Here is a 26427-nt window from a genome sequence, read left to right as displayed (position 1 = left end):
AGGCTTTTTTCCAGATCGGTGGTTTCCGTCTCTGTCATGGATGGCTCGCGCTTCATCAGAGTGAATCCGGCAGCAGTACATACACGCCCATCACATCGACCGGCAGGCAAGGGCTGACGCTGTACTGGCCGACGTCACGGGTGGCCTCACGCACGCGCTGGTGGTCGGCCAGCAGGGCATCGGCCCGCTGCCGGGCCAGCGTTTGCAGTTGCTGCGGGTGCGCAGTGAGGAAGTCGAGTGCGGTACGGATTTCGCGCTGTGCCGCCTCTGGCGGCAGGTTGCCGCTGGGAGTGCATTCGAGCAGGCGACTCACGCCATCGTCGGCCAGCCATTGGGGAGCGTTGCGACCCTGCACAGCCAGAGCAACGGTTTCCTCCGCCATCATCTGGAAGGGTTCGCGACGGCGTACGTAGCTGAGCTGGTGGCGCAGGCGCAGCAGGTAAAGGGTGGTGACGACCTCCACGTCATTGGTAAGAGTGGCAGCGCAACGGGCGGCCAGCGGACGTTCGCCGCCAAGTGCGTCTTCCAGCAGGTGCTGGGCCAGCAGGCCAACCAGCGGGTGGCTGCGGTGCAGTTCGTTGAAGTCGATGAGTTGGGGGGCGTCGATACCCTCATCGGCCAGGCGCTGGCGCAGGGCTTCGGGCAGGTGCTGGGGCAGGAAGCGTGCGCTCTGCTTGCGGCCGATTTCCAGCGGTGACCCTAATCGCACACAAGCGCTTTGCAGAAAGCGCTGCACGTCAGCCTGGGTGCCTAGGGCCTGTTGCTGTTTGTGCCATTCGGGCAGCACTTCATCGGGCCTGATGCGGCGCTGGGCGAACACGGTGCGGTTGGCCCTGGCTTTTTCCAATGCGTCGCGCCATTGGGCTTGCAGCGGGGCGAGCAGTTGTTCCGGCTCGCCGAAATCGAAGGCGGCTTGCGGTGATGCGGTACGGCTGTCGCTGCGTTTCATCAGTGCCGCCTTGACCAGCGCCTGATTGATGCGGGCTTCGTCTTCGGGCAGGGGCACCAGCACGCCCAGTTCTTTCTGGATGGCTTCGCCTTTTTTGAGGATGACGTTGAGCACGAAGCCATCCACCGGGTTGTCCTGGCCGTAGAGCATGGTGCAGCGCACTTCATCGGCCTGCTGACCGAAGCGATCGACGCGGCCTTCGCGCTGTTCGTGGCGGGTGGGGTTCCAGGCCAGGTCGTAGTGGGCGACGGCGGTGAACAGGTGTTGCAGGTTGATGCCTTCGGAGAGGCAGTCGGTGGCGACCAGGATGCGTTGCTCGGCATCCTCCATGCCGTCCACGCGCTCGCGGCGTTCTTCGGGCGTGAGCTCGCCGGTGACAGACTCGATGACGGCTTTGGGAAAGGCGGCCTTGAGGTGCTCGGCCACGTAATGGGCGGTGGCGATGTAGCGGCAGAACACCACCGGGTGGTAGCCGTCCTTTACCAGCAGGTCGATATGCCGGATGAGTGCGGCCAGCTTGGGGTCACCCGCTTTGCCGCTAAGGCGCTGGGCATCGGCGATCAGGGCTTGCAGCCGGTTGGTATCCTGCATTTGGGCGGGCGGCTCCAGATCGTTGCTGGAGAGATCGTCGGCCTCGCCGTCGTGCAGGCGCTCGTCACTGAGCAGATCGCCGTCATCCGGCAGGGCGCCTTCCAGCCGGGTGGTCAGTGCCTTGACGGCGGCGGCGGGTGATGACGCCACGCAGCGCAGCAAGGCCAGGGTGGCGTACCAGATCAGGCGGGCGCCGCCTTGTTGTTCTTGCTGCCCGACGTGCTCTTCAAAATTCAGGGCCAGTTCGCGGCAATAATCCTGCACGGCGTCGAAGAATGCGCCCCAGTCACCGGAAAGCTGGTAGGTCAGCTCGGTCTTCATGCGGCGGGGAAAGCCGCGTCCGTCGCCGGTTTCGGCCTGCCATTCGGCGATGTCCTTGCGGCGGCGCTGGACGAAGTGGCGGGCCAGTTCCTGACGCAGCGGGTCAGCGGTGGTCATGCGGCCCTGCAAGGCGGCAAAGCGCGGAGCGAGCAGCGACAGCAGGTTGTAGAAGGCGGTTTCGTCACCGGAGTGCGGCGTGGCGGTGAGCAGGATCAGGTGGCGCTGTTCATCTTTTGCTAGACGTTGCAGCAGCTCGAAGCGCAGTTGCTTGCCCGCGCCGCTGCTGGCGCAGGTGTGGGCTTCATCGACGATGATGCACTCGGGTGCGGTGGCGAGAAACTGCTCGCGGTGGCGCTCGCTCTTGATGTAGTCCAGGCTGACTACCACCACGGGATGGTGGTCGAACAGGCGCACGCCATGCGGCAGATCACGTTCGATGCGGGAGGCCGAAGACGAAGTCAACGCCACGGCCTGAAGGTTGAAGCGGGCTTCCAACTCACTTTGCCACTGCTCGACAAGGTGTGGTGGGCAGAGAATGGCCAGGCGGGCGATTTCGCCACGGTCCATGAGCTCGCGTGCGATCAGACCGGCTTCGATGGTCTTGCCGATGCCCACGTCATCGGCAATCAGCAGGCGCACGGTGGACAGGCGCAGTGCCATCAGCAGGGGTACAAGCTGGTAGCCGCGCGGCTCCACGGCGATATTGCCGAAGGAGCGGAACGGGCCGGCTCCGGCGCGCAGGGTCAGGCGCAGGGCATCGCGCAGCAACAGCACGGCGGCGTGGTTGCCGGCGCGGGCGGGATCGGGCCAGTCGAAGCGGGCGGGTTCGACGGGATGCAGTTCCAGCTCGGGGATCAGGGCGATGCTTTCGTCATCGGCACCGCTCAAGGGACGCAGGCGCAGCCAGTCGCGGCGGGAGTCGCTTTGCACCACCCATTCGCGGCCTCGGGCGCGCACCAGGTTGCCGGGCAGAAAGTCGTGTTCGAGGATCGTCATACGCTTTTATTTCCTGTTCTCTCTTCCCCAGCGCCGAATACATCGGCGTGCGCGGCGAATTGTTGTGGCCAGCGTGAAGCGTCCGAAAAATCGAGCACCTGCCAGCCTTTGTCCTGCAGTACGCTGGCGGTCTGCTCATCCACCGCGGACAGAAACACCAGAGCACGAGCGGCCTTGTACTGGGCGGCGGCGATGGCGGCGCCATTATTGACGGCTACGTTGAGCGCATCGGGTTGTACCGCGCCTGCTTGCTGAAGTGCTGTCAGCCAGGCATCGAGTGGTTCGTTCGTTGATGTGGTTGCAGCAACGGCAGTCAGGCCGCTCGTCACCGGCTGCACCTGGGCGTTGGCCAGCGCCACCAGCAGCTTGAGCGCATCGGCGTTGCGGCGGTTGATGTGCTCGTGGTCGGGCTGGTTGAAGTAGGACAGCAGGCACTGGTAGCAGCCGGCTTCGCACGGATGATTGCCAAGCGTATCGGTCTGTTCCAGCGACGACAGATCGCCCAGCGTCCAGATGCCGCTCTGCGGTTTGCGATAGTGAATCAGTTGCAGGGCATTGCTGGCTATGAGCGCAAGGTCGTTTCGATTGTTTGCCAGGCGTGTGAGCACACCCGCACCGCCTTCCGCCGCTTCATAGAACAGCAGGGCACGGCGCTCGTCGGACTTCGGCAGTGGCTCGACCACCAGTTCGGATTCCTCGATCTGGAAGGTCATTTCGATACCGCGCCTGAGTGCGGCCTGCAAGGTGGCCATGGCTTCCAGCGACAGGGCCTGTTCGGGTGCGAAGATCAACAGATTGCGGTGGTCTTCCACAAAGGGAACGATGCGCTGGTTGGGCACCTTTTCCAGCAAGGTATCGTTATCGCCCTTGTCGTCTTCCGCATCCGGTGCGTCCTGCTTGCTCCAGGTGCCGGTGATGGGGTTGATGTAGAAGCCCAGTTGCTCCTTATCCTTGCGTCTGCGCCAGCCGCGGTTGATGCGCCAGATTTGCGCGGCGGGGGCATAGGTGAGTTTGCCCAGCGGATCCTCGCCCTGTTGGATCAAGGCCTGCTGCTGCTGGATACGGCCATCGGGGCCGGGCAGAAAGCGGTAAGTGGTTTGCAGCTCGAAGCCCTGACGCTGGCGCTCCTCATCGTTGATGGAGATGCGCTCGGTGGCCACGGTCTCCACGGTTTCGATGCGGTACAGCTCGCGCACCCAATCGTGCTCGGTGAGCAGGGCATCGCAGTTTTCGCAGCGGTTGACCAGCGGCTGTTCGCCGCCGGGCTCGCCGAGATGACCGTAACCGCACTGGCTGCATACCAGCGAGGCGATGGTGGCCAACTGGCTGTTGCCGGAGATGTGATCGCTATTGCCGACGTTGAGCTTGGCGCGCACCACGCGGTACATGCGGCCCTGGTGATAGATGAGGCTGCGGGGGCCGAATTCGGACAGCGCCAGAAAGCGCGGTCGGCTGACCATGCTGCCTTCGTCATCTTTGCCGTTGACGGTCTGACCGCCACGTGCGGGAATCCAGGCCATCAGCGGCAGGCGCGGGAAGTTGTAGCCCGGCAGGAAGCCCTGGCTGGCGAGGTAGCGGTAGGTGTAGAAGTCGTTGTTCTGGCCGTTGCCGGACTTGAGCAGCACGGCATACTGGCGTGCGGCGTCACCGTAACGGCGCTGGGCATTCTGGCGTTCCGTGTGCGAGGCGGTATGGCTTTTGACGATGCGGTCGGCCATTTCCATTTGCTCGCGGGTGGCTTCAAACAGCTTGCGCCAGCGCTCCAGCGCCCCGGAGAACGCTTGTGCCGCGTTGTCGATCACCTGGCGCACATAGTCCGGTGTGAACCAGGTGCTGCCTTCAAGCTCGCCAGCGAGCTGGTCGATCACCCGCCCGGCGCTGGCCAGAGCCCGTTGCTGAACGGCTTGTGCCTGTAGCGCGTTCTGCAAGGGCTGTTTCAGTGGCTTGCGGGACTGATCGAGGTCCAGCATGGGCGCAATGCTGTCGTCCAGCGGCACCTGGGTACTGGCCAGCCAGACCGCTTGCAGATGGCTGTCGATGAGATCGCGGTTGCTCAAGTCAAGGGTCGGCGCGCGCACGACACCATGTACCATCTGCTCGGCATTGTGGAAGAACCACTGGTCATGCGGACTGAGGGCCGCGCAGTAGGTGATGACCAACGCCTGCTGGCCCGAGCGACCGGCACGGCCGCCACGCTGGGCGTAGTTGGCGGGGGTCGGCGGCACATTGCGCAGGTACACGGTGTTGAGCGCGGAGATGTCCACGCCCAGTTCCATGGTGGGTGAGCAGAACATCACCGGCAGCCGCTCCAGCGGCGCTTCGTGGGCCGGGTTCTGCGCCCAGTCCTGCCTGTCTTTCTCGGTGTAGCGAAAACGCTGCTCCAGCAACTGCCGGCGTGGTGCATCCACCTGGGCCGTGTGTTCCTGGGCTTCGAAGTCGAACAGCGGATGCGAGGGTCGTCGCAACAGGTCGGCAATGCCGAGATACAGGGTGCGGAAATACTGGTTGATTCGATTGCTATCAGTTTGTGGCTGATCGGCAATCAGGCACCAGTCTAGAGCAGCCGCATTCAGGCGCCAGCCGACGAGTTGGGCGTCGATGGGTTGGCGCTGCACATAACCATAGTTTCCTGCGGCCTTGAGCATGTCTTCGATCAGCTCGGCCCAATCGGCATCTTTCCACTGCGCGACCTCGCTAGCGCAGGCACTGTCGCGCCAGAAGGCGGCGGTCTTGATCTGTCGCAGCAGGCGCGAGCGCGGGCCACCCGCCACCAGATCGGTACGTGGCTTGCCCCTGTATTCGGGACGCTTGCCGAGGATGAGATATCGGCCGGTATCGAGCTTTTCGTCGGGCGCAAAAGCCCAGCGTTCGTTCAGGTAGGTGTGGGCGTTGGTGCGGGCCTTGTCCTGCTCGACCGGGTCGAGGTAACGACTTTCCAGGCACAGATGGCGGCGCAGGGCGTCGAACAGCAATGCGAACAAAACTGTCCGCTGCGCAGCCGTCAATTGGGCCAGGGTGCCGTTCGCGGCAAAGACGCTGGCGTCAGCGCAGAAGGCATCCAGATCCCGGTAGCGAATCTGCAACAGGCCGAGCTGGTCCAGATTCGGATTGTTGAAGCGCCAGCCGTGCCGCAGATCGCGCAGCAGTCGATGAGCAATGATGAAACGCAATGTGCGTTGTGCTTCCTGCCGGGCCAGCCCCATGAGCTTAGGGGTGCGCAGATACTCCACCAGGGTCGCTTCATCCACCGCTTGAAAACCGAGGGCCCTGAAGACGCTTTCGGCCAGGTGTTCTTCATCGAGCTGGCCGCCGCTGCCTTGAAGTGCGCCGATCAGGCCGGCACGCAGCGTCAGCAGGAAAATGAAGTCGTTGAAATGTCCCGCTTGCAGAGCCGCATCCTGGCGGTTGTCGCTGAAGCCGAGCAATTTGCGCGGGTCGGGCTGGCCGGGGGCGGGTTCAGGCAGCGCGAACAATTGCTGCAAGGCCGCCAGCGCAATCATGGTGGTGGCCGAGGAGCGGCCTTCGCCGGACAGGCTGGAGAGGCGGTTGGCATCCTTGCCGTGGGCTTCGTGCGTCCTGCCGCAGTTCAGGCAGAAGCGGAACTTGCCGGGGATGAACCAGAACTCCGTCCCCGAGCCCGTTTGTCCTTTGGCATCGACCGTAACCTCATAAGGAACGGCATTCTTGTAGGTTGGCTTGACTCTGTCTTCACTGCGGCTGGTATCGATCCAAGTCTCTGGCAAGTCTTTGAGCAGGCCACCGTATTGCTGCCCGGGCACCAGGGGGCACAAAAAGCCATGGCTGGCGTCGTCTTCCGCCGCGATATCGTCGATTTCACGGGCACTGAAGCTGACCGGATGCTGGGCGTGCCAGACCGGCAGGTATTCCTGGCCACAGTCGCGGCAGAAGTGCGCGGGGTAAAGCAACACATTCTCTTGCTGTCGCCCCGGCGCGAAACGCTGGGCATCGAGCGTGACATGGCGTTTGCCGCGTTCTTCCAGCGTGGTGAGTACCTTGCCGGGGCCGCTGATGAACTGGTGCAACTTGAACGCGAACGGCGGCCTGCCCTGAGGCGTGCGCACATCATGGGCTGCCACCAGAAAGCGTTGCAGGGCGGCGCGGGCCGCGTCAGGCGGGCAGCCTGCGTCTTCGGCAAGGCGGCAGCTGGCTTCTTCCAACATCATGGGCCGGGCCCGGCGGGGAGGTTCATCAGACGGAAGGTCGATGCCCAGATTCAACTCGACCCAGATGGCCAGCGGATCGTCGCGGAACGCATCGAAATCCGCCCAGGCATCCTGTTCGCGCGCAATGGCCGCCGTTAGTTCTGGGCGGATGGCGTTGACGTCCTTGAGCGGGTTGGTGACCCGTTCCAGGGTCTCGCCGATGACGTCATGCTCGCTGATCCGGGTGCCAAACAGTTTGCTGGCCACGTCGGCCACCACGCGGTTGCGGTCGGCCTGGCTGCCGGTGCTGGACATGGTGGCCGAGGTGCCAATGCATACCAGTTGCGCGGCGTTCAAGCGCTCGCGCAGACGCCGCACCAGCAAGGCAACGTCCGCACCCTGACGGCCACGATAGGTGTGTAGCTCGTCCAGCACCAGAAACTCAAGCCCCTCGCAGTGCGCCACCACGCGCCGGTCCACTTCGTCGAAGCGTGTGAGGATGTACTCCAGCATCATGAAGTTGGTCAGCAGAATGTCGGGCGGGTCATCCGCGATGGCCGCGCGCTCCGCCTGGCTTTCCTGGCCGGTGTAGCGCTTGACGGTGAAGGGACGAAGCTCCGGCGCATAGCCATGCAGAAACTTGTCGAGCTCTTCCAGCTGGCTGTTGGCCAGGGCATTCATCGGATAGATGACAATGGCCCTGGTACGTGCTTTGCCATCAGATTGCTTGGCCTTGAGAATGCGGTCGATGATCGGGATGAAAAAGGACAGGGACTTGCCCGACCCCGTGCCGGTCGTGACCACGTAGCTTTGGCGTTCCTGGCCTTTGGCCAGGGCTTCCATCTGGTGCTTGTAGAGATGCAGGGGTTGTGGCGTGCCTTCGGACTTGCCGACCTGGAAGATCTCTGCGCAGGCAGCGTGCAGGATGCCCTGCGCCACCAGTTGCTGCACCGTGCCCTGGCGTTGGTAATTCGGGTTGATCTGCACCAGCGGTTCGGGCCAATAGCGGCCTTGCGCATATTGATGTTCGATCTCGGCCTGGATATCGGGCGCGGCGATGCGAACGAAACTGCGGGAAAAGCTGCCGTATCGTTCGATAAGCTGGTCGCGGAACTGGAAAACGTTATCCATGGGGAGTCCTCACTGATCCATCTTGTGGCCAATCGCCAAAGCCGCTGTACGACTGGAGGTGCCTGCTGTGACGCGCTTCCACTTTGCCCCTCGCCCCTTGCCCATCGATTCGATCAACCCCTCTGATTTCATCGCTCGCAGCACTAGTCGAACCATGTCCCGGCTCACGCCCGGGCAGGCTTCTACTATCTCGGAAATCGAAAACGGCAGGCGGCGCTCCAACACTTCTGCCCGCACCCGGTCGCCCTTGCTGCCACGCCCTCGCTCAATGGTGCCGACACGCTCCTCGAACTCACGATGGGCCTGCAGCAAGGCACCCCAGAAGTAGTCGAGCCAGGGTTTGACGTCGTGCTGCCCTTGATGCCACCCCTGCGAACTGGCTTCCAGCGTCTTGTAATAACCGTCCTTGGTATCTTCGAAGATGCGTTCCAGGCTGATATAGCGACCCACGGTATAGTCGAAGTGGCAGAGCAGCAATAGAGTCAGCAAGCGGGACATGCGACCGTTGCCATCTGGGAAGGGGTGAATGCACAGGAAGTCGAGCATCGCCAGCGGCGCCAGCACCAGCGGGTCGGCCAGGTGCTGGTCCAGTGCGGTGGCGTAGCGCCCTGTCAGATCAGCCATGGCCAACGGTGTGAGATGCGCAGCCACCGGCTGGAAGCGCAGACGCGAAGTGCCATCCGAGAGACGTTCGACGATATCGTTATTGGTGGCCTTCCAGCGTCTGCCAGCCTGCGGCATGTAGCGATACAGCAGGGTGTGCAGTTGCAACACCACGCTTTCGTTGAAGGGCATGTGCTCAGCGGGCTCGTGGATCAACGCCAAGGCATCACGGTAGCCGGCGATCTCCTGTTCGGAGCGGTTCTTCGGCCTTGCGTTGCGGATGACCAGAGACTTCAACCGCGACGGCGCGACAACAACCCCTTCCAGCCGGTTGGACGACCCGGTGGATTCGACCACCGCGATCTGGCGTAGCCCCTTGAGAGCTTCGGGCGACTGCACGGCGTAGAGTTGCTGCTTACCCTGATACTCGCCCAGCGAGCGCAACGTGGCAGCCTGAGTGCCATCGAAGCGAAGCGCGGCAAGGTACTCGGGTGTGAGCGAGTGCATGGAAATGTAAGCCTAGGCTGTCTAAATGGGGTAATCATAGCCGCTAAATGGGGTAATTTCTCCAAAAATGCCTCGTTACTCGTGTTTGACTACCCCATTCCCTGAATCGGACTGGTCGTAAGGAGCTGGCATGGCCGTCCAGGAAGGAAATGAGTGATATGAATTTAAAAGGGGCATTAATGTCAAAATTACCCCATTTACTCCATTTTCACGCCAATGTCGCTCATCGGCATTCCATCGAACTTGGGCGACAGGTACTTCCTGATGCGGGACTCTTTCGTGCGGTAGGAACTGAGCGCAAAGACAGGCTTGATCTCGGCCAGATACGCCTGCGCCACCTTGGCAAACGAGCTTTCACGAGCGCGCTTACGTTCTTCCAGCGCTTCGAGGTTGCGCTGCTTGACCTGCTGCCGCTCATGCGCAGGGTGGATACCTTGCTTGACCAAGGCACGCGCTTTCTCGCGGGCAGCGCGAGCCTCCGCAAGGCTTACCTGGGGAAAGCCACCAATGGCAAAGAGGTTCTCCTTGCCTTGCAGGCGGTACTTCCACCGCCAGAGCTTGCCGCCGGTGGGCTTGACCAGCAGGAACAAGCCCCCGCCGTCTGAAAGTTTCCAGTCTCGATCAGTTGGTTTGGCCGACCTGATCTTGGCATCGGTGAGTAGATTCTCGGGCATCGTTGGACTCCACTGCGGGGAAAAGTACCCCCACGGTTGAACACGAGTACCCCAACGCTACCCCCGAATTTTTCAGACCTCGATGAACAATAGGAACGCTCAGTAGACCGTATTGTTTACGCAACCCATTGATTTAAAGTGGGATAACCAATCCACCAAGCGCTACTGAGCACCACCGAGATCCAGCGAAATTCGTCAGACGTTGATCACACGTTAAACCGGAAGTGCACCACGTCGCCGTCTTTCACCACATAGTCCTTGCCTTCCAGGCGCCATTTGCCGGCGTCTTTCGCGCCCTGTTCGCCGTTGTGCTGGATGTAGTCGTCGTAGCCGATCACTTCCGCGCGAATAAACCCTTTCTCGAAATCAGTGTGGATCACGCCCGCTGATTTCGGCGCGGTGGCGCCCACGGGAATAGTCCAGGCGCGTACTTCTTTGACGCCGGCGGTGAAGTAGGTCTGCAGGCCAAGCAGGTTATAACCGGCGCGGATCACGCGGTTCAGGCCCGGCTCGTCCATGCCCATTTCCGAAAGGAAATCGGCTTTTTCGTCGTCGTCCAGTTCGGCGATTTCGGATTCGATCTTGGCGCAGATGGCGACCACGCCGGCGCCTTCGCTCTCTGCCAGTGCACGCACGGCGTCGAGCAGGGCGTTGTTCTCGAAGCCGTCCTCGGTGACGTTGGCGATGTACATGGTCGGTTTCAGGGTGAGCAGGTTGTAGGAGCGTACGCGCTTGAGTTCGTCGTCGCTCAGGGCGACGCTGCGCGCCGGTTTGCCGTCACTCAGGGCGGGCAACAACTTGTCCAGCACGGTGACCAGCGCGGCGGCGTCCTTGTCCTGACCCTTGGCGGCCTTGGCCGCACGCAGATGGGCCTTTTCGACAGAATCCAGGTCGGCCAGGGCCAGCTCGGTGTTGATGGTGTCGATATCATCCAGCGGCGACACCTTGCCGGCCACGTGAATGATGTTGTCGTCATCGAAGCAGCGCACCACGTGGGCGATGGCGTCGGTCTCGCGGATATTGGCCAGGAACTTGTTGCCCAGGCCCTCGCCCTGCGAGGCGCCGGCCACCAGGCCGGCGATGTCGACGAATTCCATCGTTGCCGGCAGTATCCGCTCCGGTTTGACGATGGCCGCGAGCTTTTCCAGGCGCGGGTCAGGCACCGGCACCATGCCGGTGTTGGGTTCAATGGTGCAGAACGGGAAATTCTGGGCTTCGATGCCTGCTTTGGTCAGGGCATTGAACAGGGTGGATTTGCCGACATTCGGCAGCCCTACGATACCGCACTTGAAACCCATCTCTCTGCTCCGCTTTCCGTTATGCACCGGGGCCGCAATGCTACTCAAGCCCGGACGGAAAAACCACCGATAGACCCTTAGGATTGGCTGCCGCGACCATTGGCCGGGGCGCCCACGCCGTGGCAGTGGCGGCGGGGGATTCTAGACTCTGTGGCTGAACCGTACCGGCGGCAGGGATGCGTCGGTCGCACAGCAGGAGTCAGAGCAATGTCCGAACAGCGCGTGGTCTACCAGTTTCCGATTTCCCATTACTGCGAGAAGACCCGCTGGCAGCTTGACCACAAGGGCATGCCGTACCAGATCCGCAACCTGTTGCCCGGCGCACACCGCCTGTTTACCCGCACCCGTGCCGGCGTGAATACGCTGCCGGTGCTGCGCGATGGCAAGCGCCTGATCGGGGATTCCACCCGCATCGCCTATTACCTGGAAAAGTATTACCCGCAAGTGTCGCTGCTGCCGGCCGACAGCGCCGCGCGGCAGCAGGTCATTGAGCTGGAGCAGCAGTTTGACCGCTATGGTGTGCACGTACGCCGCTGGATCTACGGTCAGCTGCTCGGCCGGCCGGAAGTGATGCGCGCCATGCTGGGGCCATACCGGCTGCCGGGGGTTGTGAAGAAAATCTTGGTGCCGGTGATCGAGCAGGGTGTGGCGCAGTTGTACCGCATTCGTCCCGAGCCGGTGGCGCAGTCACAAGTGCGCATGGAGGAAGGGCTGGCGCTGATCGAGGCCCGTATCCAGGGTGATCCGGAGCGCTATCTGGTGGGCGAGCAACTGACGCTGGCCGATATCGCCGCGGCATCGCTGTATGGTCCGTTATTGGCACCGGCAGGTACGCCGTGGGATTTCATGGATGAAAACGATCTGCCCGCCGGGGTGGTGGCGCAACTGCATGCCTACCGGGACCGTCCGGCGGGGCAGTGGGTGCTCAGGCGGTACGAGAAAGACCGGCGCGTTACTGCGGCTTGAAGCTGTTGATGCCGTTCATGGCACGCGGCAATTCGCCGCTGACGATCTCGCCGGTGTAGCGCAGCGCTTCATCGATCGCCCGTTCGATCAGGATGCGGTCGTCCTGTGAGGGTTTGCCCAGTACGTGCGGTGTCACCAGTGCGGCATTGCCGGGGTGGCCGATGCCGATGCGCAGACGCACGAAATCCTTCTGATTGCCGTGCCGGCTGACGATGTCGCGCAGCCCGTTGTGGCCGCCGTGGCCACCACCAATTTTCAGGCGTATGCAGCCGGGTGCCAGGTCGAGTTCGTCGTGGGCGACCAGCATCTGGGTGACGGGAATACGAAAGAAATTCGCCAGCGCTGCCGTGGCCTGGCCGCTGCGGTTCATGAAGGTGGTGGGGATCAGCAGGCGAACGGTTTCACCTTGCTCGGTGAAACTGCCGGTGAGGCCGAAATACTTCCGGTCCTCGGAAAGTGAAACGCCCCGGCTTCGCGCCAGGGCGTTCACATACCATGCGCCGGCATTATGGCGGGTGTCCGCATACTGTGCGCCCGGGTTTGCCAGGCCGACAATAAGTTTGACCGGATCCGCCATGATGCCTGGAAACGCTTAGGCTTCGCTGGCTTCGTCGCCAGCAGCGTCTTCGGCTTCGTCGGCCGCAGTGCCCTTCGGCGCGTGTACCGATACCACCGGCAGATCGTGGTCTGCGCCGTGGGTCAGGGCTACCAGCTCGACACCTTTCGGCAGTTTGATGTCGGACAGGTGAACCACCTGGTCCAGCTTCACGTCTGCCATGTCGATTTCCAGGAACTCCGGCAGGTTCTGCGGCAGACAGCTCACTTCCACTTCGGATGCGTTATGGGTGATCTTGCCGCCCTGCTGCTTCACGCCCACACACTTGTCTTCGTTGAGGAAGTGCAGCGGTACCTGCATGGTGATCTTGTGGGTCTTGTCCACGCGCAGGAAGTCGGCGTGCATCGGGGTGCCCTTGGCCGGGTGGCGCTGCAGGTCGCGCAGTACCGCCTGCTGGGTTTTGCCGTCGATCTTGAGGGTCAGGACATGGCTGTAGAAGGCTTCGTTCTCCAGCGCCTTGACCAGCTCGCGCAGTTCCAGGGTGACCATCTGTGGTTCGGCGCTGCCGCCGTAGACGATGCCGGGAATACGGGCTTCCTGACGACGCAGGCGGCGGCTCGCACCTTTCCCTACGTCGCTGCGGCCCTCGGCATGCAGCAAGAATTCGTTGCTCATGGTGTTCTCCAGTGGTGCCTGGACAGCTCCTGCGACCGGATACTGTTCAGGGGGTCATAAAAGGGCGGGCATTATCCGCTGACAGGCACAAAAAAGCCAGAGGGGCGGGCCGCCTCTGGCTCCTGTGTCCGGCCGGGCGTGGGGTCAGACCAGCTCAAGCCGGTCGAACATTGCCGACAGGGATTCCTCGTTGTTCACGCGGCGGATGGTCTCGGCCAGCATGGGGGCCAGCGACAGCACGCGGATGCGGCCGCTGTCGATGGCGGTGGTGGACAGCGGGATGGTGTCGGTGACGATCATCTGGTCCAGCGCCGATTCCTTGATGTTGTTGATGGCGGCACCGGACAGTACCGGGTGGGTACAGTAGGCGACCACCTGGCGGGCGCCGTGGTCTTTCAGGGCGCGGGCGGCCTTGCACAGGGTGCCGGCGGTGTCGACCATGTCGTCCACCAGTACGCAGCTGCGGCCTTCCACTTCGCCGATGATGTGCATGACCTGGGATTCGTTCGCTTTTGGGCGGCGCTTGTCGATGATGGCGAGGTCGGCGTCGTTGAGCTGCTTGGCCAGGGCGCGGGCACGCACCACGCCGCCCACGTCCGGGGACACGACCATCATGTCCTGGTAATTCTGGCGCTCGATATCGGCCACGATCAGCGGGGTGGCGTAGACGTTGTCCACCGGGATGTCAAAGAAGCCCTGAATCTGGTCTGCGTGCAGGTCAACGGTGACCACGCGATCAATGCCGACGGTGGTGAGCATGTCGGCCACCACCTTGGCGGTGATCGGCACCCGTGCGGAACGCACCCGGCGATCCTGGCGGGCATAGCCGAAGTACGGCATGACGGCAGTGATGCGACCTGCGGAAGAGCGGCGCAGGGCGTCGGCCAGCACCAGGATTTCCATCAGGTTGTTGTTGGTCGGATGGCAGGTGGACTGGACGATGAACACGTCCTTGCCGCGCACATTCTCGTGAATTTCGACGGCGACTTCGCCATCGCTGAAGGTGCCGACGTCAGCGGCGCCCAGCGGGATGTTCAGTTGCCGGGTCATGGCCTTGGCCAGTTCCGGGTTGGCGTTGCCGGTAAAGACGACGAGTTTGGACACTGGCGCTCCCCCGCGGGACTGTTGTATGGCTCGTGGTGGTCGCGCCCTGCGGGACGCAACCGTCAGCTATGCAGCGTAAGTGTACGAGAAGGAAGATGGCTGGGGTACCAGGACTCGAACCTGGGAATGACGGGATCAAAACCCGTTGCCTTACCAACTTGGCGATACCCCAACACTAACTGTTGTCGCTGTGCGAAGCTGCCAGGGCCTCGTGAAGAGGTGACAGGTTCTGGCTCCGCGCGACGAAACCTTTCCAGTGCGGTGGCAATGCGGCGAGCAGTGTTTCGCCGTGTTGCCGATCCGTGACCGGCGCAAAAATGCAGGCGCCGGTGCCGGTCATGTGGCTTTCGCCAGCATGCTTTTCGAGCCATGACAACGCTGCGTCAATTACCGGAAAAAGCCTTCTGGCAACTGGCTCGCAATCGTTGCGAAATGCCGTTCGGGTGGCCGGCTCAAGAAAGGCCGCTACTGTACTGACGGGGGTATTTCTTGTCAATTCCCGGTCACTGAAAATTTGTGCGGTCGCGACACTCACACCGGGATGCACAACCAGGTACCACTGCGGCGGCAAATCGACGAACGAAAGCTGCTCGCCGATGCCTTCGGCAAACGCACTGCGTCCGTGCACGAACACCGGCACATCGGCACCGAGCGTCAGACCGATAGCGGCCAGTTCCGGCAGGGAAAGGCCCAGTGACCAGAGCCGGTTCAGGCCCAGCAGGGTGGTGGCAGCGTCGCTGGAGCCGCCGCCGACACCACCGCCGGCCGGCAGGCGTTTGACCACGCGAATCTGTGCGCCGCGTTGACAGCCGGTGTGTTCACGCAATCGCGTGGCGGCGCGCCAGACCAGATTGTCCTGCGGTGCGCCGGCGACTCCGGGGCTGTCCAGGGTCAGGGTATCCGCCGCTGCAAAATGCAGCGTGTCACCGTGATCGAGCAGGGTGAACAGGGTTTGCAGGGTGTGATAACCGTCGCTGCGGCGGCCGGTGACGTGCAGGAACAGGTTCAGCTTGGCTGGCGCGGGCAGCGTCAGGGTCACGGTTGCGGCACCCAGCGCTGCACCAGCAGCGTGAAACGGTCATCGGCGTGGCTGGCGCGTACGCGGTGTGGCAGGGTCAGGCCGGCCACCGGCTGGTAGCGGTCGAAGCGCAAGGACCAGCCGAGCTGCTCCAGGGCCACCAGCTGGCCGGTTTCATCGTAGGTGGGCGTGCCGTGGGCCAGCGGCCAGGGCATGCCGCGCACCCAGTAGTAGAGGGCTTCGACCGGAATCAGCAGCCCGGTCAGGTACCAGGCCAGTTCGGCCGGTGAGCCGGCGGTGCGCTGCTCGCGGCCGTTGTCCAGCGTGGCGCGGTGGTCGTTCCAGTGCAGCTCGGCACTGCCGAAACCCATCGGGCCGGAGAAGTGGATCTGGCCGCCGTCACGGCGCTGGCGCCATTCCATGTTGGCGTTGCCGCCGTCGGCGGCGGTGCGGTAGCCGAGCCGGCCGCTGATATCCCAGTGGCGCAGCTCCTCCGGGTGGTCGAAGGTGATGTCGGTCAGCGGGGCGCGGCTCTGGCAGGCACTCAGTGCCAGTGGCAGCAGGATTGCCAGCAGCAGGTGACGCAGGCGCATTCAGCGGCCCCCTTCGAGGCGGTCACGCACGGCACGCAGGTGGCGGCTGCCGGGCTGCTGTGCCTCGGCCTCCTGCCACACGGCACGCGCCTCGTCCTGGCGACCCAGTGCCCAGAGCACTTCGCCCAGGTGGGCAGCGACTTCGGCGTCGGGGAACATGTCGTAGGCCCGTTGCAGGTGTGCCAGCGCTTCCTGGTACTGGCCCAGGCGATAGAGCACCCAGCCCATGCTGTCGATGATCGCCGGGTTGTCCGGTTGCAGAGACAGGGCGCGGCGGATGTAGCGATAGGCTTCATCAAAGCGGTCGGTGCGGTCGGCCAGGGTATAGCCGAGCGCATTCAGGGTTTCCGGGTCGTCCGGGCGCAAGGTCAGGATGCGGCGCAGATCGGCTTCGGTCTGGTCGAGGCGGTCCAGACGCTCGGCCAGCAGGGCGCGGGCGTACAGCAGCTCGGTGTGTTCCGGCAATTCGTGCAGTGCTTCATCCAGCAGGGCGAGGGCGGCTTCCGGGTCGCTGCGGCCAAGCAACTCTGCCTCGGCGGCATACAGCTCCGGCAGTTGCACCGGGTGATGCTCGCGCAGGGTCGCCAGCAGGGCGCGCATGGCGGGGATATTGCCCTGCCGTTCGTACAGTTGCGCTGCCTGAAGCTGCGCGGCAAGGGCGTTGTCGCCTTCCTGCACGGCCAGGTAGTGCTCGATGGCGGCGTCGTCGTCACCCAGCATCTCGTCGGCCTGGGCCAGGTACAGGTGAATCTGGTCCGGGCGGTAGCCTTCGTCCAGCAGGGCTTCCAGTGTTTGCCGGGCGCTGTCGACAGCGCCCCGCTGCAGGCCGTACAACGCCAGCGAGAAACGCAGGTCCTGGTCTTCCGGAAAACGCTCGGACAGCGCCTGGAGCTGGGTGATGGCCTCTTCTTCGCGGCCGTCTTCCAGCAACAGGCGGATATAGAGGACGCGCGGACGGCGGGCATCCGGCGCCTTGCGCACCATGCGGCGCAACTGGCGCAGCGCGGCGCTATGGTCGTCCATCTCGAACAGCAGGCGTGCTTTCAGCAATTGCGCATCTTCGTGCTTGCGATTGAGCTTGAGGGCTTTTTCGTTGGCCTGGAAGGCGTTTGCCAGATCGCCCTCCATTTGCAGGTGCAGCGCGCGGGCGTACCACAGCGGCGCCTGGTCGGGATAGCGGTCAGTGAGCTGTGCCAGGGCTGCCAGCAGCTGGGTGTTGCCCTGCTGGTCCAGGCCTTCGGCCTGGGTCACAAGACGGATCAGGCCGGTCTGCGGGTCATCGGCCAGCAGTTGGTCAATATGGGCCGCCGCAGCGGTCGGGTTCTCCATCACGATCTGGGCGATGGCGGCGATTTCATGCGCGGTGCGGTTGCCCGGTTCCTGGGTCAGCCAGCGCTCGGCCATTTCCAGCGCCAGCGGGGCGTCCTGCATATAGGCTGCCAGTTGCGCGGCCTGGCCAGTGACGGCGGGGCTGTTGTGGCTGCGCGCGGTTTCCACGTAATAGCCCAGGCTCACGTCCAGGGCATCGCGTTGCGCGGCGACTTCCGCCACCAGCAGATCAGCGAGCACCGCAGGGTCATAGGGGGCGGTGACCACCGGCTCAGGTTCAGGTGCCGGCGGTGGTTCGGCCGGCTGCCTGGCGGCGCAGGCGCCGAGCATCAGGGTGGCCACAGCCAGCGTCAGCCGGCGCGGGCGCTTCGGAAAACAGTCTCGGAGGCAGATCGGCATTACGCTGACGGGTCCAGTATCCAGAGTGAGGGGCAATAATGGCACAGGCGCCAGGGCCTGCCCACCGAAGGTCCGTCGCGCGGTCCGGTGACGGAGGCGGGCGGGAGTGCACTGGGGCTATGACATTGTTTCGGGTGATTAAATCCCGCAAAATGCGCCACCCGATACCCGCTGCGGTGCTGCGACCCCCTGACATGAAGCTACTGGCTACAGGCGTCAATCACACCACCGCGGAGCTCAGCCTGCGCGAACGGCTGACCTTCCCGGAGGCCCAGATCCCCGCCGCGCTGCAGGACCTGCGACGCCTGCCGGGGGTCGTCGAAGCCGCGCTGCTGTCGACCTGTAACCGCACCGAAATCTACTGCCTGACCAGCGACGACACCCCCGACCTGACCCAGTGGCTGGCCCGCTGGCATGGCCTGGACGGCCAGCGCCTGCGTGAAGCCCTGTACCGGCACGAGAACGATGCCGCCCTGCGCCACATGATGCGTGTGGCCGGCGGGCTGGATTCACTGGTGCTCGGCGAGCCGCAGATCCTCGGCCAGATGCGCGATGCCTATGCCCGTGCCCATGAAAGTGGCGCGCTCAATGGCGAACTGGCGCGTACCTTTCAGCAGGTCTTCAGCGTTGCCAAGCGCATCCGCACGGACACCGGCATTGGCGCGAACCCGGTATCGGTTGCCTATGCCGCCGTCTCGTTTGCGCGGCATATCTTTGCGGAGCTGCGCGACAGCCGGGCGCTGCTGATCGGCGCCGGCGACATGATCGAACTGGTGGCGCGCCACCTGCGTGACCAGGCGGTGGGCCACATCACCATTGCCAACCGCACCCTCAGCCGCGCCGAGGCGCTGGCCGCCGAGGTACAGGGACAGGCGGTGTCACTGGAGGATGTGCCGGTGGCGCTGGAAAAGGCCGACATTGTGATTACCTGCACGGCCAGCCCGGTGCCGGTGCTGGGCAAGGGCGTGGTCGAACGGGCGCTGAAAAAACGCCGTCACAAACCGATTTTCATGGTGGACATTGCCGTGCCGCGGGATATCGAGCCCGAAGTGGGTAAATTGCAGGACGTATACCTCTATACCGTGGACGATCTCCACGAGGCGATCGAAGAAAATGTCCGCCAGCGCCAGGAGGCCGCCCGTCAGGCAGAGGCCATTATTGATGCCGCACTGGACCGGCATGAACGCGAACGCCGCGAACTGGCCGCCGTCGACACGCTGCGCAGTTATCGCGAGCAGGTGCTGGCGCTGGGCGAAGAGGAACTGCGACGCAGCCTGACCCAACTGGAAGGTGGCGCAGACCCGGCGGACGTACTGCGTCGCTTCCAGCGCACGCTGCTGAACAAGGTGCTGCACGGCCCGAGCGTGCAACTGCGCCGGCTGGCGGCAGACAATCGCGGCGACGCGCTGCGGCTGGCTCGCGAACTGCTGTTGCGTGATGATGAGCCGGACTCCGACGGAACAGGTTCTGCATGAAAGACAGCCTGAAGCACAAACTTGAACGGCTGGTGGAACGCCACCAGGAACTTGCCGGCCTGCTGGCCACCCCGGAAGTGATCAGCGAACAGGGCCGTTTCCGCGATCTGTCCCGCGAGTACGCCGAGCTGGAAGACGTGGTCAGCTGCTTCAATGATTACTGCCGTACCCAGGAAGACCTGGCTGCTGCACGCGCCATGCAACAGGACAACGACCCGGATGTGCGCGAGATGGCGGGCGAGGAAATCCGCGACGCCGAAGCCCGCGCAGACGAACTTGCGCAGACACTGCAACGGCTGATGTTGCCGCGTGATCCCCGGGACGGCAGTAACGTCTTCCTGGAAATCCGTGCCGGCACCGGTGGCGACGAAGCGGCGATCTTTGCCGGTGACCTGCTGCGCATGTACAGCCGCTACGCGGACCGCACCGGCTGGCGCGTCGAGATCATCAGTGCCCACGAGGGCGAACACGGTGGTTTCAAGGAAGTGATCTGCCGGGTGGCCGGTGACGGCGTCTACTCCCGGCTCAAGTTCGAATCCGGCGCGCATCGCGTGCAGCGGGTGCCGGCGACCGAATCACAGGGGCGTATCCATACCTCGGCCTGTACCGTGGCGGTGATGGCCGAGGCCGAGGAAATTGGCGAAGTCGTGATCCGCACCGAAGACCTGCGCATTGATACTTATCGTTCCTCCGGTGCCGGCGGTCAGCACGTCAATACCACCGATTCCGCCGTGCGCATCACCCACCTGCCCAGCGGCCTGGTGGTGGAGTGCCAGGAAGAACGCAGCCAGCACAAGAACAAGGCCAAGGCGATGTCTTGGCTGAAAGCGCGGCTGTACGACAGCATGCAGCAGAAACAGCAGCAGGAAATGGCCGCCACGCGCAAATCACTGGTCGGCTCCGGCGACCGCTCCGAACGTATCCGCACCTACAATTTTCCGCAGGGACGGCTCACCGACCACCGTATCAATCTCACCCTGTATCGTCTGGGTGAAGTCATGGAAGGTGATCTCGACGAAGTCATCGGCGCGCTGCTGGCGGAACATCAGGCCGAGCAACTGGCCGCCCTGGCCGAGGCGCACTGATGGACGCCACTGTCGCCACGCTGTTGAGCGAGGCGCGTGCACAACTGGCGGGGTATTCACCCAGTGCGGCGCTGGATGCCCGCGTGCTGCTGGCCCATATCCTGGGCAAGCCTGAAACCTTTCTGTTCACCTGGCCGGAACATGCGCCAACCGATTCGCAACAGCGGCAGTTTCGCGAGTGGATTGCGCGCCGTCGCGACGGCACCCCGGTGGCGCATCTTGTCGGCCGGCGCGAATTCTACGGGCATGAGTTCCTGGTCTCGCCGGACACGCTGATCCCGCGTCCGGATACCGAGCTGCTGGTCGATATCGCGCTTGCACTGTTGCCGGATAACGTCCCGCAACGGGTGGCAGACCTGGGCACTGGCACCGGCGCCATCGCCATCAGCCTCGGCCTGGCACGGCCGCAATGGACTGTGCTGGCGGTGGATTTCACCGTCGCCATTCTGGATCTTGCCGAGCGCAACGTACGGCGGCTTGGCGCCGCCAACGTGCAGGTGCGCCAGTCGAGCTGGTGCCGTGACCTGCCGGGCCAGTATCACGCGCTGGTCAGTAACCCGCCCTATATCGCTGACGATGATCCGCACCTGGACGAAGGCGATGTACGGTTCGAGCCGCACTCCGCGCTGACTGCCGGGGCCGACGGCCTGGACGATATCCGCACATTGATCGCGCAGGCGCCCGCGCATCTGTTGCCGGGCGGCTGGCTGCTGCTGGAACATGGTCATGATCAGGGTGATGCCGTGCGTGCGCTGATGAGCGCCGGCGGTTTTCACGCCGTGCAGACGCGTCGCGATCTCGGTGACCGTGAGCGCGTCACGCTGGGGCAGATGCCGGGGAGCAGCGATGCTCAGTGACGACCAGTTGATGCGCTACAGCCGGCAGTTATTGCTGCCGCAATTTGATGTGGCCGGTCAGGAAGCCGTCGCCGCTGCACGCGTGCTGATCATCGGCGCGGGTGGGCTGGGCTGTCCGGTGGCATTGTATCTGGCCGGCGCCGGTGTCGGTGAACTGCTGGTTGTCGATCCTGACGAGGTGGACAGCAGCAACTTGCACCGGCAGGTCGCCTATCGTGAAAGGGATGTTGGTCAGCCCAAGGCGGAAGCGCTGGCCGCGACCCTGCGCGCGCTGAACAACGACATCGTCGTCACCCCTTATGTGCGTGCTGCCGACGGCGACTGGCTGGCGGCTACGTTGCCGGGTGTCGCCCTGGTGCTGGATTGCTGTGACAATTTCGCCACGCGCAGCGCGGTGAATGCAGCGTGTCACGCCGCGGCTGTGCCGCTGGTGTCGGGCGCGGCCATCCGTCTGGAAGGGCAACTGGTCGCGTTCGATTTCCGTGATCCGGCAACGCCCTGCTATGCGTGCCTGTACGGCGATGGCGACGGGCCGGACACGCTGTGCAGCGAATCCGGCATCCTCGGCCCGGTGGTGGGGACTGTCGGGACACTGCAGGCGCTGATGGCGCTGCGTCTGCTGACCGGCCACAAGGTCGATGGCGTGTTGCATCTGTTTGACGGCGCCACCTTGCAGTGGCGGCAGATGGCCTTGCGCAAGGACCCCGCCTGCCCGGTATGCCACCGTCCTACCAGGCTGACACCCGATGGCGGCAAACACTGACAAACCTTTCCGTCTTACGCCACTGCAACACAGTGTGCCGCTCGCTACCCTTGCCGGCATGTCCCGTTATCACCGTGCCTGGCAGCCAGGTGGCACCTGGTTCTTCACGCTAAACCTGGCCGACCGCCGCCGGTCGTTGCTGACCGATCACGTTGCTGTATTGCGTCGTGTTGTCAGGCAGGTTCAGCAACGCCATCCTTTTACCGTTCATGGCTGGGTGGTGTTGCCTGAACACTTGCACTGTGTTCTTGAATTACCGGCCACGGACAGCGACTTTGCGCTGCGGTGGCGTTTGATTAAAGGGCATTTTTCACGTTCGATACCGCCCGGTGAATTTATCAGCCTTTCCCGCCGTCGGCATGGCGAGCGAGGCATCTGGCAAAGACGCTACTGGGAACATCGCATTCGCAACGAGCGGGATTATCGAATGCACATGGATTATCTGCATTTCAATCCGGTGAAGCATGGTTGGGTCACACGGGTACGGGACTGGCCGTATTCCACATTTCACCGGCTGGTAGCGATGGGCGTTTATGCAGAGGATTGGGGAGGGGCGATGGCGATCTAGGGTATTTGCCGGAGTGAGGCTGGTGGGATTCGCTGCGCTCTTCCCACCCTACACCCCGTCGAAGCTGCCGTAGGGTGGGAAGAGCGCAGCGAATCCCACCACGTCCAAGCCCCTCCTCACTCCCGCAAGCTGGACAACACTCCCCCTCAAACGGCCCTGCCACCAATCAGACCGCCGATTGCACAGAGCCACTCAGATGCGGCTTCACCCCATCACTGGCCAGCAGGCGGAAATCGATGCCGCCGGCGCTTTGTTCGTGGGCGAATTTCACCGTGGCGGGAATGAACATTGGCAGCTTGAACTGCACGTCCACCGTGAACGGGCCTTCCGGCAGTTGATCATGCAGCGCCGCCAGGCAGCGGGCTTTTGACCACATGCCATGCACGATCTGGCGCTTGAAGCCGAACAGTTTCGCGGTCAGCGGGTACAGGTGGATCGGGTTGCGGTCACCGGAGACGGCGCCGTAACGGCGGCCAGTATCGCCGGGCACTTTCCACTGTTCGAAATCGGTCACCGGGGCCGGTGTGGCCGGCGCTTTTCTGTCCTGCCCGCCACCGGTGCCACCACCACGCCGGAACATGGTGGATTCACTTTCCCAGACCAGTTCGCCGGCGGTGCTGACGCTGGTGAGAATGGAAAACTCAAAGCCCTTTTCCACCTGTACCAGTTCGCCGAAACGGCATTCCACATCCAGTTGCTCACGCTCGTTGATGCGGCGGTACTGGGTGATGCGGTTGCGCACGTGCACCAGCCCCATGGCGGCGAACGGGAAATCCGCGTGCAGCAGCAGGCTCATGAACAGTGGGTGCGCGTGCAGGTGCGGATAGGTGATAGGCAGGTATTTGTCCGCCGGGAAGGCACAGACCTTGCGGTAAGTGGCCAGGTGCTTCTGGTCCAGTACCACGTCGCGCAAACGCACGCCGATATCCGGCAGGGCCGGGGACTTGCCCGGCTTGACGCCGGCCCGCAGCACGGCCTTGGCGAACAGCGGCAGCATGGCCGGTGCGTTGCGCAGTTCTCGAATATGGGCGGTGGTCATGGCGCAAATCCTTTTCGATTCATGTCAGAACGAATGCCCGGCAGTATAGGCAGCGGCCGTCGGGCGTTGATTGGCCGTATAGACTGCCGGTGGCGGCCTGCATGCGGCAATGCCGGGGCTGGGGAGCCTCGGATAACCGCCGGGAAAGCCGCGCAGAAGCGCCAGGGAGTTATTCAGTGGCTCCCTGGGGCACAATGAGCGCAGATGGGCCACCTTCCCGGTGGCAGGGAGCAGAGGCCGATGGGCGTTGGGGTGTGGCGATTGCTGTGGCTGTGTGGGCCGGCGTTGCTGCTGTTGGGGCTGAACGTGCTCGGGGCACGCCTGCCGACGGCGGTGCTGGGCCTGGCATGGCTGCTGCTCAGTGCGGTGATTGCCGCCGGGCTGTGGCGGCGCGCGCTGAGCCGGCGGCAGGCATTCGTGCAGGCCTACATCCTGCCGCAGAGCCGGCTGGCGCGGTGGCTGCGCGGCGGTTGGCTGCTGCGCCTGCGGCAGTGGTGCGTGGCGTTGCTGCTCGGGCTGGTGCTGCTGGTGGGCGTGATCCGCCTTGAGGACGGCCTGGCCTGGTGGGTGTTGCTGGGTGGCCTGCTCCTGCTGGCGGTGTGCACAGGCCTGGCCGAGCGGTACCTGGGCCGGCATGTGACGCCGGTGTATCTGCCGGCGCTGAGCATGCGCGTGGCGCTCTGGAGCAGCTTTGTGGCGTTGCTGTGCCTGATGACGATTCCGGCGCTGTTCAGTCATTACCCTGATTTTCAGCATATTTCCCTGATTGATGCGCTCTGGTCGGAAGCAGGGCGGCAGCATGCCGTCAGCGAGCCGCTGCTGTGGCTGTTGCAGGCGGCGGCGATGAAAGATGCGCTGGCCTGGTGGCTGGGGCAGCAGTGGTTGCCGGGGCTTGGCGAACCGCTGTTCCGCTACGGCGGCTGGCTGGTACTGCTGGCGGCGGACGGGCTGTTCCTGCTGGCGCTGCTGATGCTGGGGGGCGGCACACTGGCACGGCTGCCGGCACCGCCCCCCCGACGCGGTGTCCTGCTGGCTCTGCCACTGGTACTGCTGGCGACGCTGCTGGTGGCGGACCATCGCGCCACGCTGCGCGCGCAGTGGCTGCCGGCGGCGCCGGTAACGGTGGCACTGGGTGGCAAGGTGTACCAGGTGCCGGCGGCCCGCGCACAGCAGCTGGCGCTGCTGTCGGCGCTGCGTTTTACCGAGGGCGAGGCCGGAGCGCGTTCGGCGCTGGACAGGCACCTGACGCAGGGGCTGGACCGGTTGTTCGCGCAGCTGGAGGCGCAATTGCCGACGTTTGCTGACTGGTATTACTCACTGGGTGGCGAGTACGCGCGGCTGTCGATGATGATGCTGGAACAGAACAGCGGCGATTATCTGCAGGAAAAAGCCCTCGAACTGATCTACGAACCGGTCGGCTTTGCACAGCAGGTCGATATCCTCAGATTGCAGGCCGACGGCACCCTGCTGCGGGCAGCGGAGGACGCTCGTGAAGCCTGGCTGGCGGAAATGATCCAGGCGCTGACCGGTGAACGGGCCGGGCAGGGCCCTGCATCGGCGCCGGTGTCGCTGGACCTGGATACGGCGCTGGGCGAGTTGGACCGCTACAGCAGTCCGGCTTTCATGCAGAGGATGTCGGTGGCCGGCGGTGCGGCCACGGCTACGGCTGGCGTGGTGCTGTTCCGCGCCTTTGCTGCCCGCGCGGCGGCACGCTCGGGCGCGGCACTGGCCGCGCGTGGTGCGGCAAAAGGCGCCGCCAGGGCCGGCGCAGCCGCCGGGGCGGGAACGGGCGCGGCGCTGTGCGCGCCCACCGGGCCGGGTGCACTGGCCTGCGCGCTGGCGGGTGGCGTGGTGTCCTGGGTGGCGACCGACTGGGCGCTGCTGAAGATCGATGAGTACGCCAACCGCGATGAACTGATCGCGGACCTGCGGGCATCACTGGCGGAGGAGCGATTGCAACTGGAGGCGCAGTGGCGCGCGGCCTACGACACGGTGATCGCGGCGCAATACGGCGGCATGCGCGAAGACATCCAGCGTACGTTCAGTCCGGGACGCGCAGTCCGGGACGCGTAGTCCGGGACGCGCAGTCCGCCGGTGACTCGCCGTCCGGTTAGCGCACGCTGATCACTTGCTGCGCCACGCCAACGCGCCAAGAATAATGACGCGCAACTGTTTTTCCGCCGTGCGGATCAGGAACTGTTCTTCCTCCGCGTCACCGGCCGGCAGGTCGAGAATCTGCTCGGTCAGCGAAGTCATGTTGTTCACCACCAGCCCGGCCATCATCTGCAGGTCCTCGGCGCTGACCTGATTGAGCATCGGGAAGCGCGACAGGTCGGTGGCCAGTTCACTGGTGAACAGCCGTATCTCCTGGCGGATGGCAGTGCGGATCGCCTGGCTGCCGCTGAACCGTTCCTTGGCAACGAACTGAAAGTGCCGCGCATTGGCGCGCACATAGGCGACATAGGTCTCCATCGACTGCCGCATCACCTGCTTCACCGGCACGCTGGTGGAGCGCACTTCCCGCATCAACTGGCGCAGGGTGCGGAAGGATTCATCCACCAGTGCCAGCCCGAGCGAGTCCATGTCCGGGAAGTGTCGATAGAAAGCGGTGGGTACCACGCCGGCCTTGCGCGCCACCAGTCGCAATGACAGGGCGGTGAAATTGTCTTTCTTTTCAACGAGTTCCAGTGCCGCGTCCATCAGTGCGCGGCGGGTGCGGCCGCGTCGCGGGTCGCGGCGTGTCTCGGTGCTTGGCTCCATGAGGCGG

General features: G+C 63.9%; 20 protein-coding genes and 1 tRNA gene. 7 read left to right on the top strand and 14 right to left on the bottom strand.

Annotated features, from left to right (window positions below; translation table 11 throughout):
• Positions 1 to 55: 55 nt before the first annotated feature.
• The 5 genes from S7S_RS13290 to ychF form a co-directional block, all read right to left on the bottom strand.
• A complete protein-coding gene (locus S7S_RS13290; RefSeq protein WP_008738627.1) occupies positions 56 to 2857 on the bottom strand; it encodes a helicase-related protein in 2802 nt (933 codons plus the stop codon).
• The gene (locus S7S_RS13285) at positions 2854 to 8151 is read right to left on the bottom strand and encodes a DEAD/DEAH box helicase (protein WP_008738625.1); all 5298 of its coding nucleotides are present in this window, start codon (positions 8149 to 8151) and stop codon (positions 2854 to 2856) included. The genes S7S_RS13290 and S7S_RS13285 overlap by 4 nt, the downstream gene beginning before the upstream one ends.
• A 9-nt stretch (positions 8152 to 8160) precedes the next feature.
• The gene (locus S7S_RS13280) at positions 8161 to 9261 is read right to left on the bottom strand and encodes a Fic family protein (RefSeq protein WP_008738624.1); all 1101 of its coding nucleotides are present in this window, start codon (positions 9259 to 9261) and stop codon (positions 8161 to 8163) included.
• A 197-nt stretch (positions 9262 to 9458) separates the two neighbouring features.
• Complete coding sequence (locus S7S_RS13275; protein ID WP_008738623.1) at positions 9459 to 9935, bottom strand: integrase arm-type DNA-binding domain-containing protein; 477 nt, start codon at positions 9933 to 9935, stop codon at positions 9459 to 9461.
• A gap of 206 nt (positions 9936 to 10141) precedes the next feature.
• On the bottom strand, positions 10142 to 11233 hold the full coding sequence (gene ychF, locus S7S_RS13270) for a redox-regulated ATPase YchF (protein WP_008738622.1): 1092 nt from the start codon (positions 11231 to 11233) through the stop codon (positions 10142 to 10144).
• Positions 11234 to 11440: 207 nt separating this feature from the next.
• On the opposite strand from ychF, the gene S7S_RS13265 reads away from it, so the two are divergent.
• The gene (locus S7S_RS13265) at positions 11441 to 12199 is read left to right on the top strand and encodes a glutathione S-transferase family protein (RefSeq protein ID WP_008738621.1); all 759 of its coding nucleotides are present in this window, start codon (positions 11441 to 11443) and stop codon (positions 12197 to 12199) included.
• Here S7S_RS13265 and pth read toward each other — a convergent pair.
• The 7 genes from pth to S7S_RS13230 form a co-directional block, all read right to left on the bottom strand.
• Positions 12186 to 12776 carry an aminoacyl-tRNA hydrolase gene (pth, locus tag S7S_RS13260; protein ID WP_008738620.1) on the bottom strand — a complete coding sequence of 197 codons (591 nt, stop codon included), beginning with the start codon at positions 12774 to 12776 and terminating at the stop codon, positions 12186 to 12188. The two genes, S7S_RS13265 and pth, sit on opposite strands and share 14 nt — an antisense overlap.
• A 15-nt stretch (positions 12777 to 12791) precedes the next feature.
• Positions 12792 to 13430 carry a 50S ribosomal protein L25/general stress protein Ctc gene (locus S7S_RS13255; RefSeq protein WP_008738619.1) on the bottom strand — a complete coding sequence of 213 codons (639 nt, stop codon included), beginning with the start codon at positions 13428 to 13430 and terminating at the stop codon, positions 12792 to 12794.
• Between the two features lie 144 nt (positions 13431 to 13574).
• The gene (locus S7S_RS13250; RefSeq protein WP_008738618.1) at positions 13575 to 14534 is read right to left on the bottom strand and encodes a ribose-phosphate pyrophosphokinase; all 960 of its coding nucleotides are present in this window, start codon (positions 14532 to 14534) and stop codon (positions 13575 to 13577) included.
• 96 nt (positions 14535 to 14630) lie between these two features.
• Positions 14631 to 14706, bottom strand: a tRNA-Gln gene (locus tag S7S_RS13245).
• Positions 14707 to 14709: 3 nt separating this feature from the next.
• Entirely contained in the window at positions 14710 to 15573 is an 864-nt protein-coding gene (gene ispE / locus S7S_RS13240; protein WP_008738617.1) for a 4-(cytidine 5'-diphospho)-2-C-methyl-D-erythritol kinase, read from the bottom strand.
• Positions 15570 to 16145: a lipoprotein insertase outer membrane protein LolB gene (lolB, locus tag S7S_RS13235; protein ID WP_008738615.1), complete on the bottom strand. Its 576-nt coding sequence runs from the start codon at positions 16143 to 16145 to the stop codon at positions 15570 to 15572. Before lolB ends, ispE begins: the two co-directional genes overlap by 4 nt.
• Positions 16146 to 17873, bottom strand: a complete 1728-nt coding sequence (locus S7S_RS13230; protein WP_008738613.1) for a tetratricopeptide repeat protein — start codon at positions 17871 to 17873, stop codon at positions 16146 to 16148. It abuts the gene before it with no gap.
• Between the two features lie 194 nt (positions 17874 to 18067).
• Between S7S_RS13230 and hemA the strand changes: the two genes are divergently transcribed.
• The 5 genes from hemA to S7S_RS19355 are packed head-to-tail and all read left to right on the top strand — an operon-like array spanning position 18068 to position 22621.
• On the top strand, positions 18068 to 19348 hold the full coding sequence (hemA, locus tag S7S_RS13225) for a glutamyl-tRNA reductase (protein WP_035205291.1): 1281 nt from the start codon (positions 18068 to 18070) through the stop codon (positions 19346 to 19348).
• Positions 19345 to 20433, top strand: coding sequence for a peptide chain release factor 1 (prfA, locus tag S7S_RS13220; RefSeq protein ID WP_008738609.1), 1089 nt, complete (start codon positions 19345 to 19347; stop codon positions 20431 to 20433). Before hemA ends, prfA begins: the two co-directional genes overlap by 4 nt.
• Positions 20433 to 21290, top strand: coding sequence for a peptide chain release factor N(5)-glutamine methyltransferase (prmC, locus tag S7S_RS13215; protein ID WP_008738607.1), 858 nt, complete (start codon positions 20433 to 20435; stop codon positions 21288 to 21290). Before prfA ends, prmC begins: the two co-directional genes overlap by 1 nt.
• Positions 21280 to 22053: a HesA/MoeB/ThiF family protein gene (locus tag S7S_RS13210; protein WP_008738605.1), complete on the top strand. Its 774-nt coding sequence runs from the start codon at positions 21280 to 21282 to the stop codon at positions 22051 to 22053. Before prmC ends, S7S_RS13210 begins: the two co-directional genes overlap by 11 nt.
• 58 nt (positions 22054 to 22111) lie before the next feature.
• Positions 22112 to 22621 (top strand): REP-associated tyrosine transposase, encoded by a 510-nt coding sequence (locus S7S_RS19355; RefSeq protein ID WP_008738604.1) that lies wholly within the window; start codon positions 22112 to 22114, stop codon positions 22619 to 22621.
• Positions 22622 to 22787: 166 nt separating this feature from the next.
• Here the strand turns inward: S7S_RS19355 and S7S_RS13205 are convergent, their stop codons facing one another.
• Positions 22788 to 23660, bottom strand: coding sequence for a MaoC family dehydratase (locus S7S_RS13205; protein WP_041026005.1), 873 nt, complete (start codon positions 23658 to 23660; stop codon positions 22788 to 22790).
• A 240-nt stretch (positions 23661 to 23900) separates the two neighbouring features.
• Between S7S_RS13205 and S7S_RS13200 the strand changes: the two genes are divergently transcribed.
• Positions 23901 to 25733, top strand: a complete 1833-nt coding sequence (locus tag S7S_RS13200) for a hypothetical protein (RefSeq protein ID WP_008738602.1) — start codon at positions 23901 to 23903, stop codon at positions 25731 to 25733.
• A 51-nt stretch (positions 25734 to 25784) separates the two neighbouring features.
• On the opposite strand, the gene S7S_RS13195 is transcribed toward S7S_RS13200, so the two are convergent.
• The gene (locus S7S_RS13195; protein ID WP_008738601.1) at positions 25785 to 26420 is read right to left on the bottom strand and encodes a TetR family transcriptional regulator; all 636 of its coding nucleotides are present in this window, start codon (positions 26418 to 26420) and stop codon (positions 25785 to 25787) included.
• Positions 26421 to 26427 lie beyond the last annotated feature (7 nt).

It is taken from the genome of Isoalcanivorax pacificus W11-5, assembly GCF_000299335.2.
GTDB classification, from domain to species: domain Bacteria; phylum Pseudomonadota; class Gammaproteobacteria; order Pseudomonadales; family Alcanivoracaceae; genus Isoalcanivorax; species Isoalcanivorax pacificus.
This window is presented reverse-complemented; position numbering and strand designations above follow the sequence as displayed.

Excerpts from the sequence above, each read along its gene's own strand:
- S7S_RS13200 (WP_008738602.1), top strand. The coding sequence starts at position 23,901 with ATGGGCGTTGGGGTGTGGCGATTGCTGTGGCTGTGTGGGCCGGCGTTG.
- prfA (WP_008738609.1), top strand. The coding sequence starts at position 19,345 with ATGAAAGACAGCCTGAAGCACAAACTTGAACGGCTGGTGGAACGCCAC.
- S7S_RS13255 (WP_008738619.1), bottom strand. The coding sequence starts at position 13,430 with ATGAGCAACGAATTCTTGCTGCATGCCGAGGGCCGCAGCGACGTAGGG.
- S7S_RS13265 (WP_008738621.1), top strand. The coding sequence starts at position 11,441 with ATGTCCGAACAGCGCGTGGTCTACCAGTTTCCGATTTCCCATTACTGC.
- prmC (WP_008738607.1), top strand. The coding sequence starts at position 20,433 with ATGGACGCCACTGTCGCCACGCTGTTGAGCGAGGCGCGTGCACAACTG.
- S7S_RS13230 (WP_008738613.1), bottom strand. The coding sequence starts at position 17,873 with ATGCCGATCTGCCTCCGAGACTGTTTTCCGAAGCGCCCGCGCCGGCTG.
- S7S_RS19355 (WP_008738604.1), top strand. The coding sequence starts at position 22,112 with ATGTCCCGTTATCACCGTGCCTGGCAGCCAGGTGGCACCTGGTTCTTC.
- S7S_RS13290 (WP_008738627.1), bottom strand. The coding sequence starts at position 2,857 with ATGACGATCCTCGAACACGACTTTCTGCCCGGCAACCTGGTGCGCGCC.
- pth (WP_008738620.1), bottom strand. The coding sequence starts at position 12,776 with ATGGCGGATCCGGTCAAACTTATTGTCGGCCTGGCAAACCCGGGCGCA.
- S7S_RS13275 (WP_008738623.1), bottom strand. The coding sequence starts at position 9,935 with ATGCCCGAGAATCTACTCACCGATGCCAAGATCAGGTCGGCCAAACCA.
- S7S_RS13280 (WP_008738624.1), bottom strand. The coding sequence starts at position 9,261 with ATGCACTCGCTCACACCCGAGTACCTTGCCGCGCTTCGCTTCGATGGC.
- S7S_RS13210 (WP_008738605.1), top strand. The coding sequence starts at position 21,280 with ATGCTCAGTGACGACCAGTTGATGCGCTACAGCCGGCAGTTATTGCTG.
- lolB (WP_008738615.1), bottom strand. The coding sequence starts at position 16,145 with ATGCGCCTGCGTCACCTGCTGCTGGCAATCCTGCTGCCACTGGCACTG.
- ychF (WP_008738622.1), bottom strand. The coding sequence starts at position 11,233 with ATGGGTTTCAAGTGCGGTATCGTAGGGCTGCCGAATGTCGGCAAATCC.
- S7S_RS13195 (WP_008738601.1), bottom strand. The coding sequence starts at position 26,420 with ATGGAGCCAAGCACCGAGACACGCCGCGACCCGCGACGCGGCCGCACC.
- hemA (WP_035205291.1), top strand. The coding sequence starts at position 18,068 with ATGAAGCTACTGGCTACAGGCGTCAATCACACCACCGCGGAGCTCAGC.
- S7S_RS13285 (WP_008738625.1), bottom strand. The coding sequence starts at position 8,151 with ATGGATAACGTTTTCCAGTTCCGCGACCAGCTTATCGAACGATACGGC.
- S7S_RS13205 (WP_041026005.1), bottom strand. The coding sequence starts at position 23,660 with ATGACCACCGCCCATATTCGAGAACTGCGCAACGCACCGGCCATGCTG.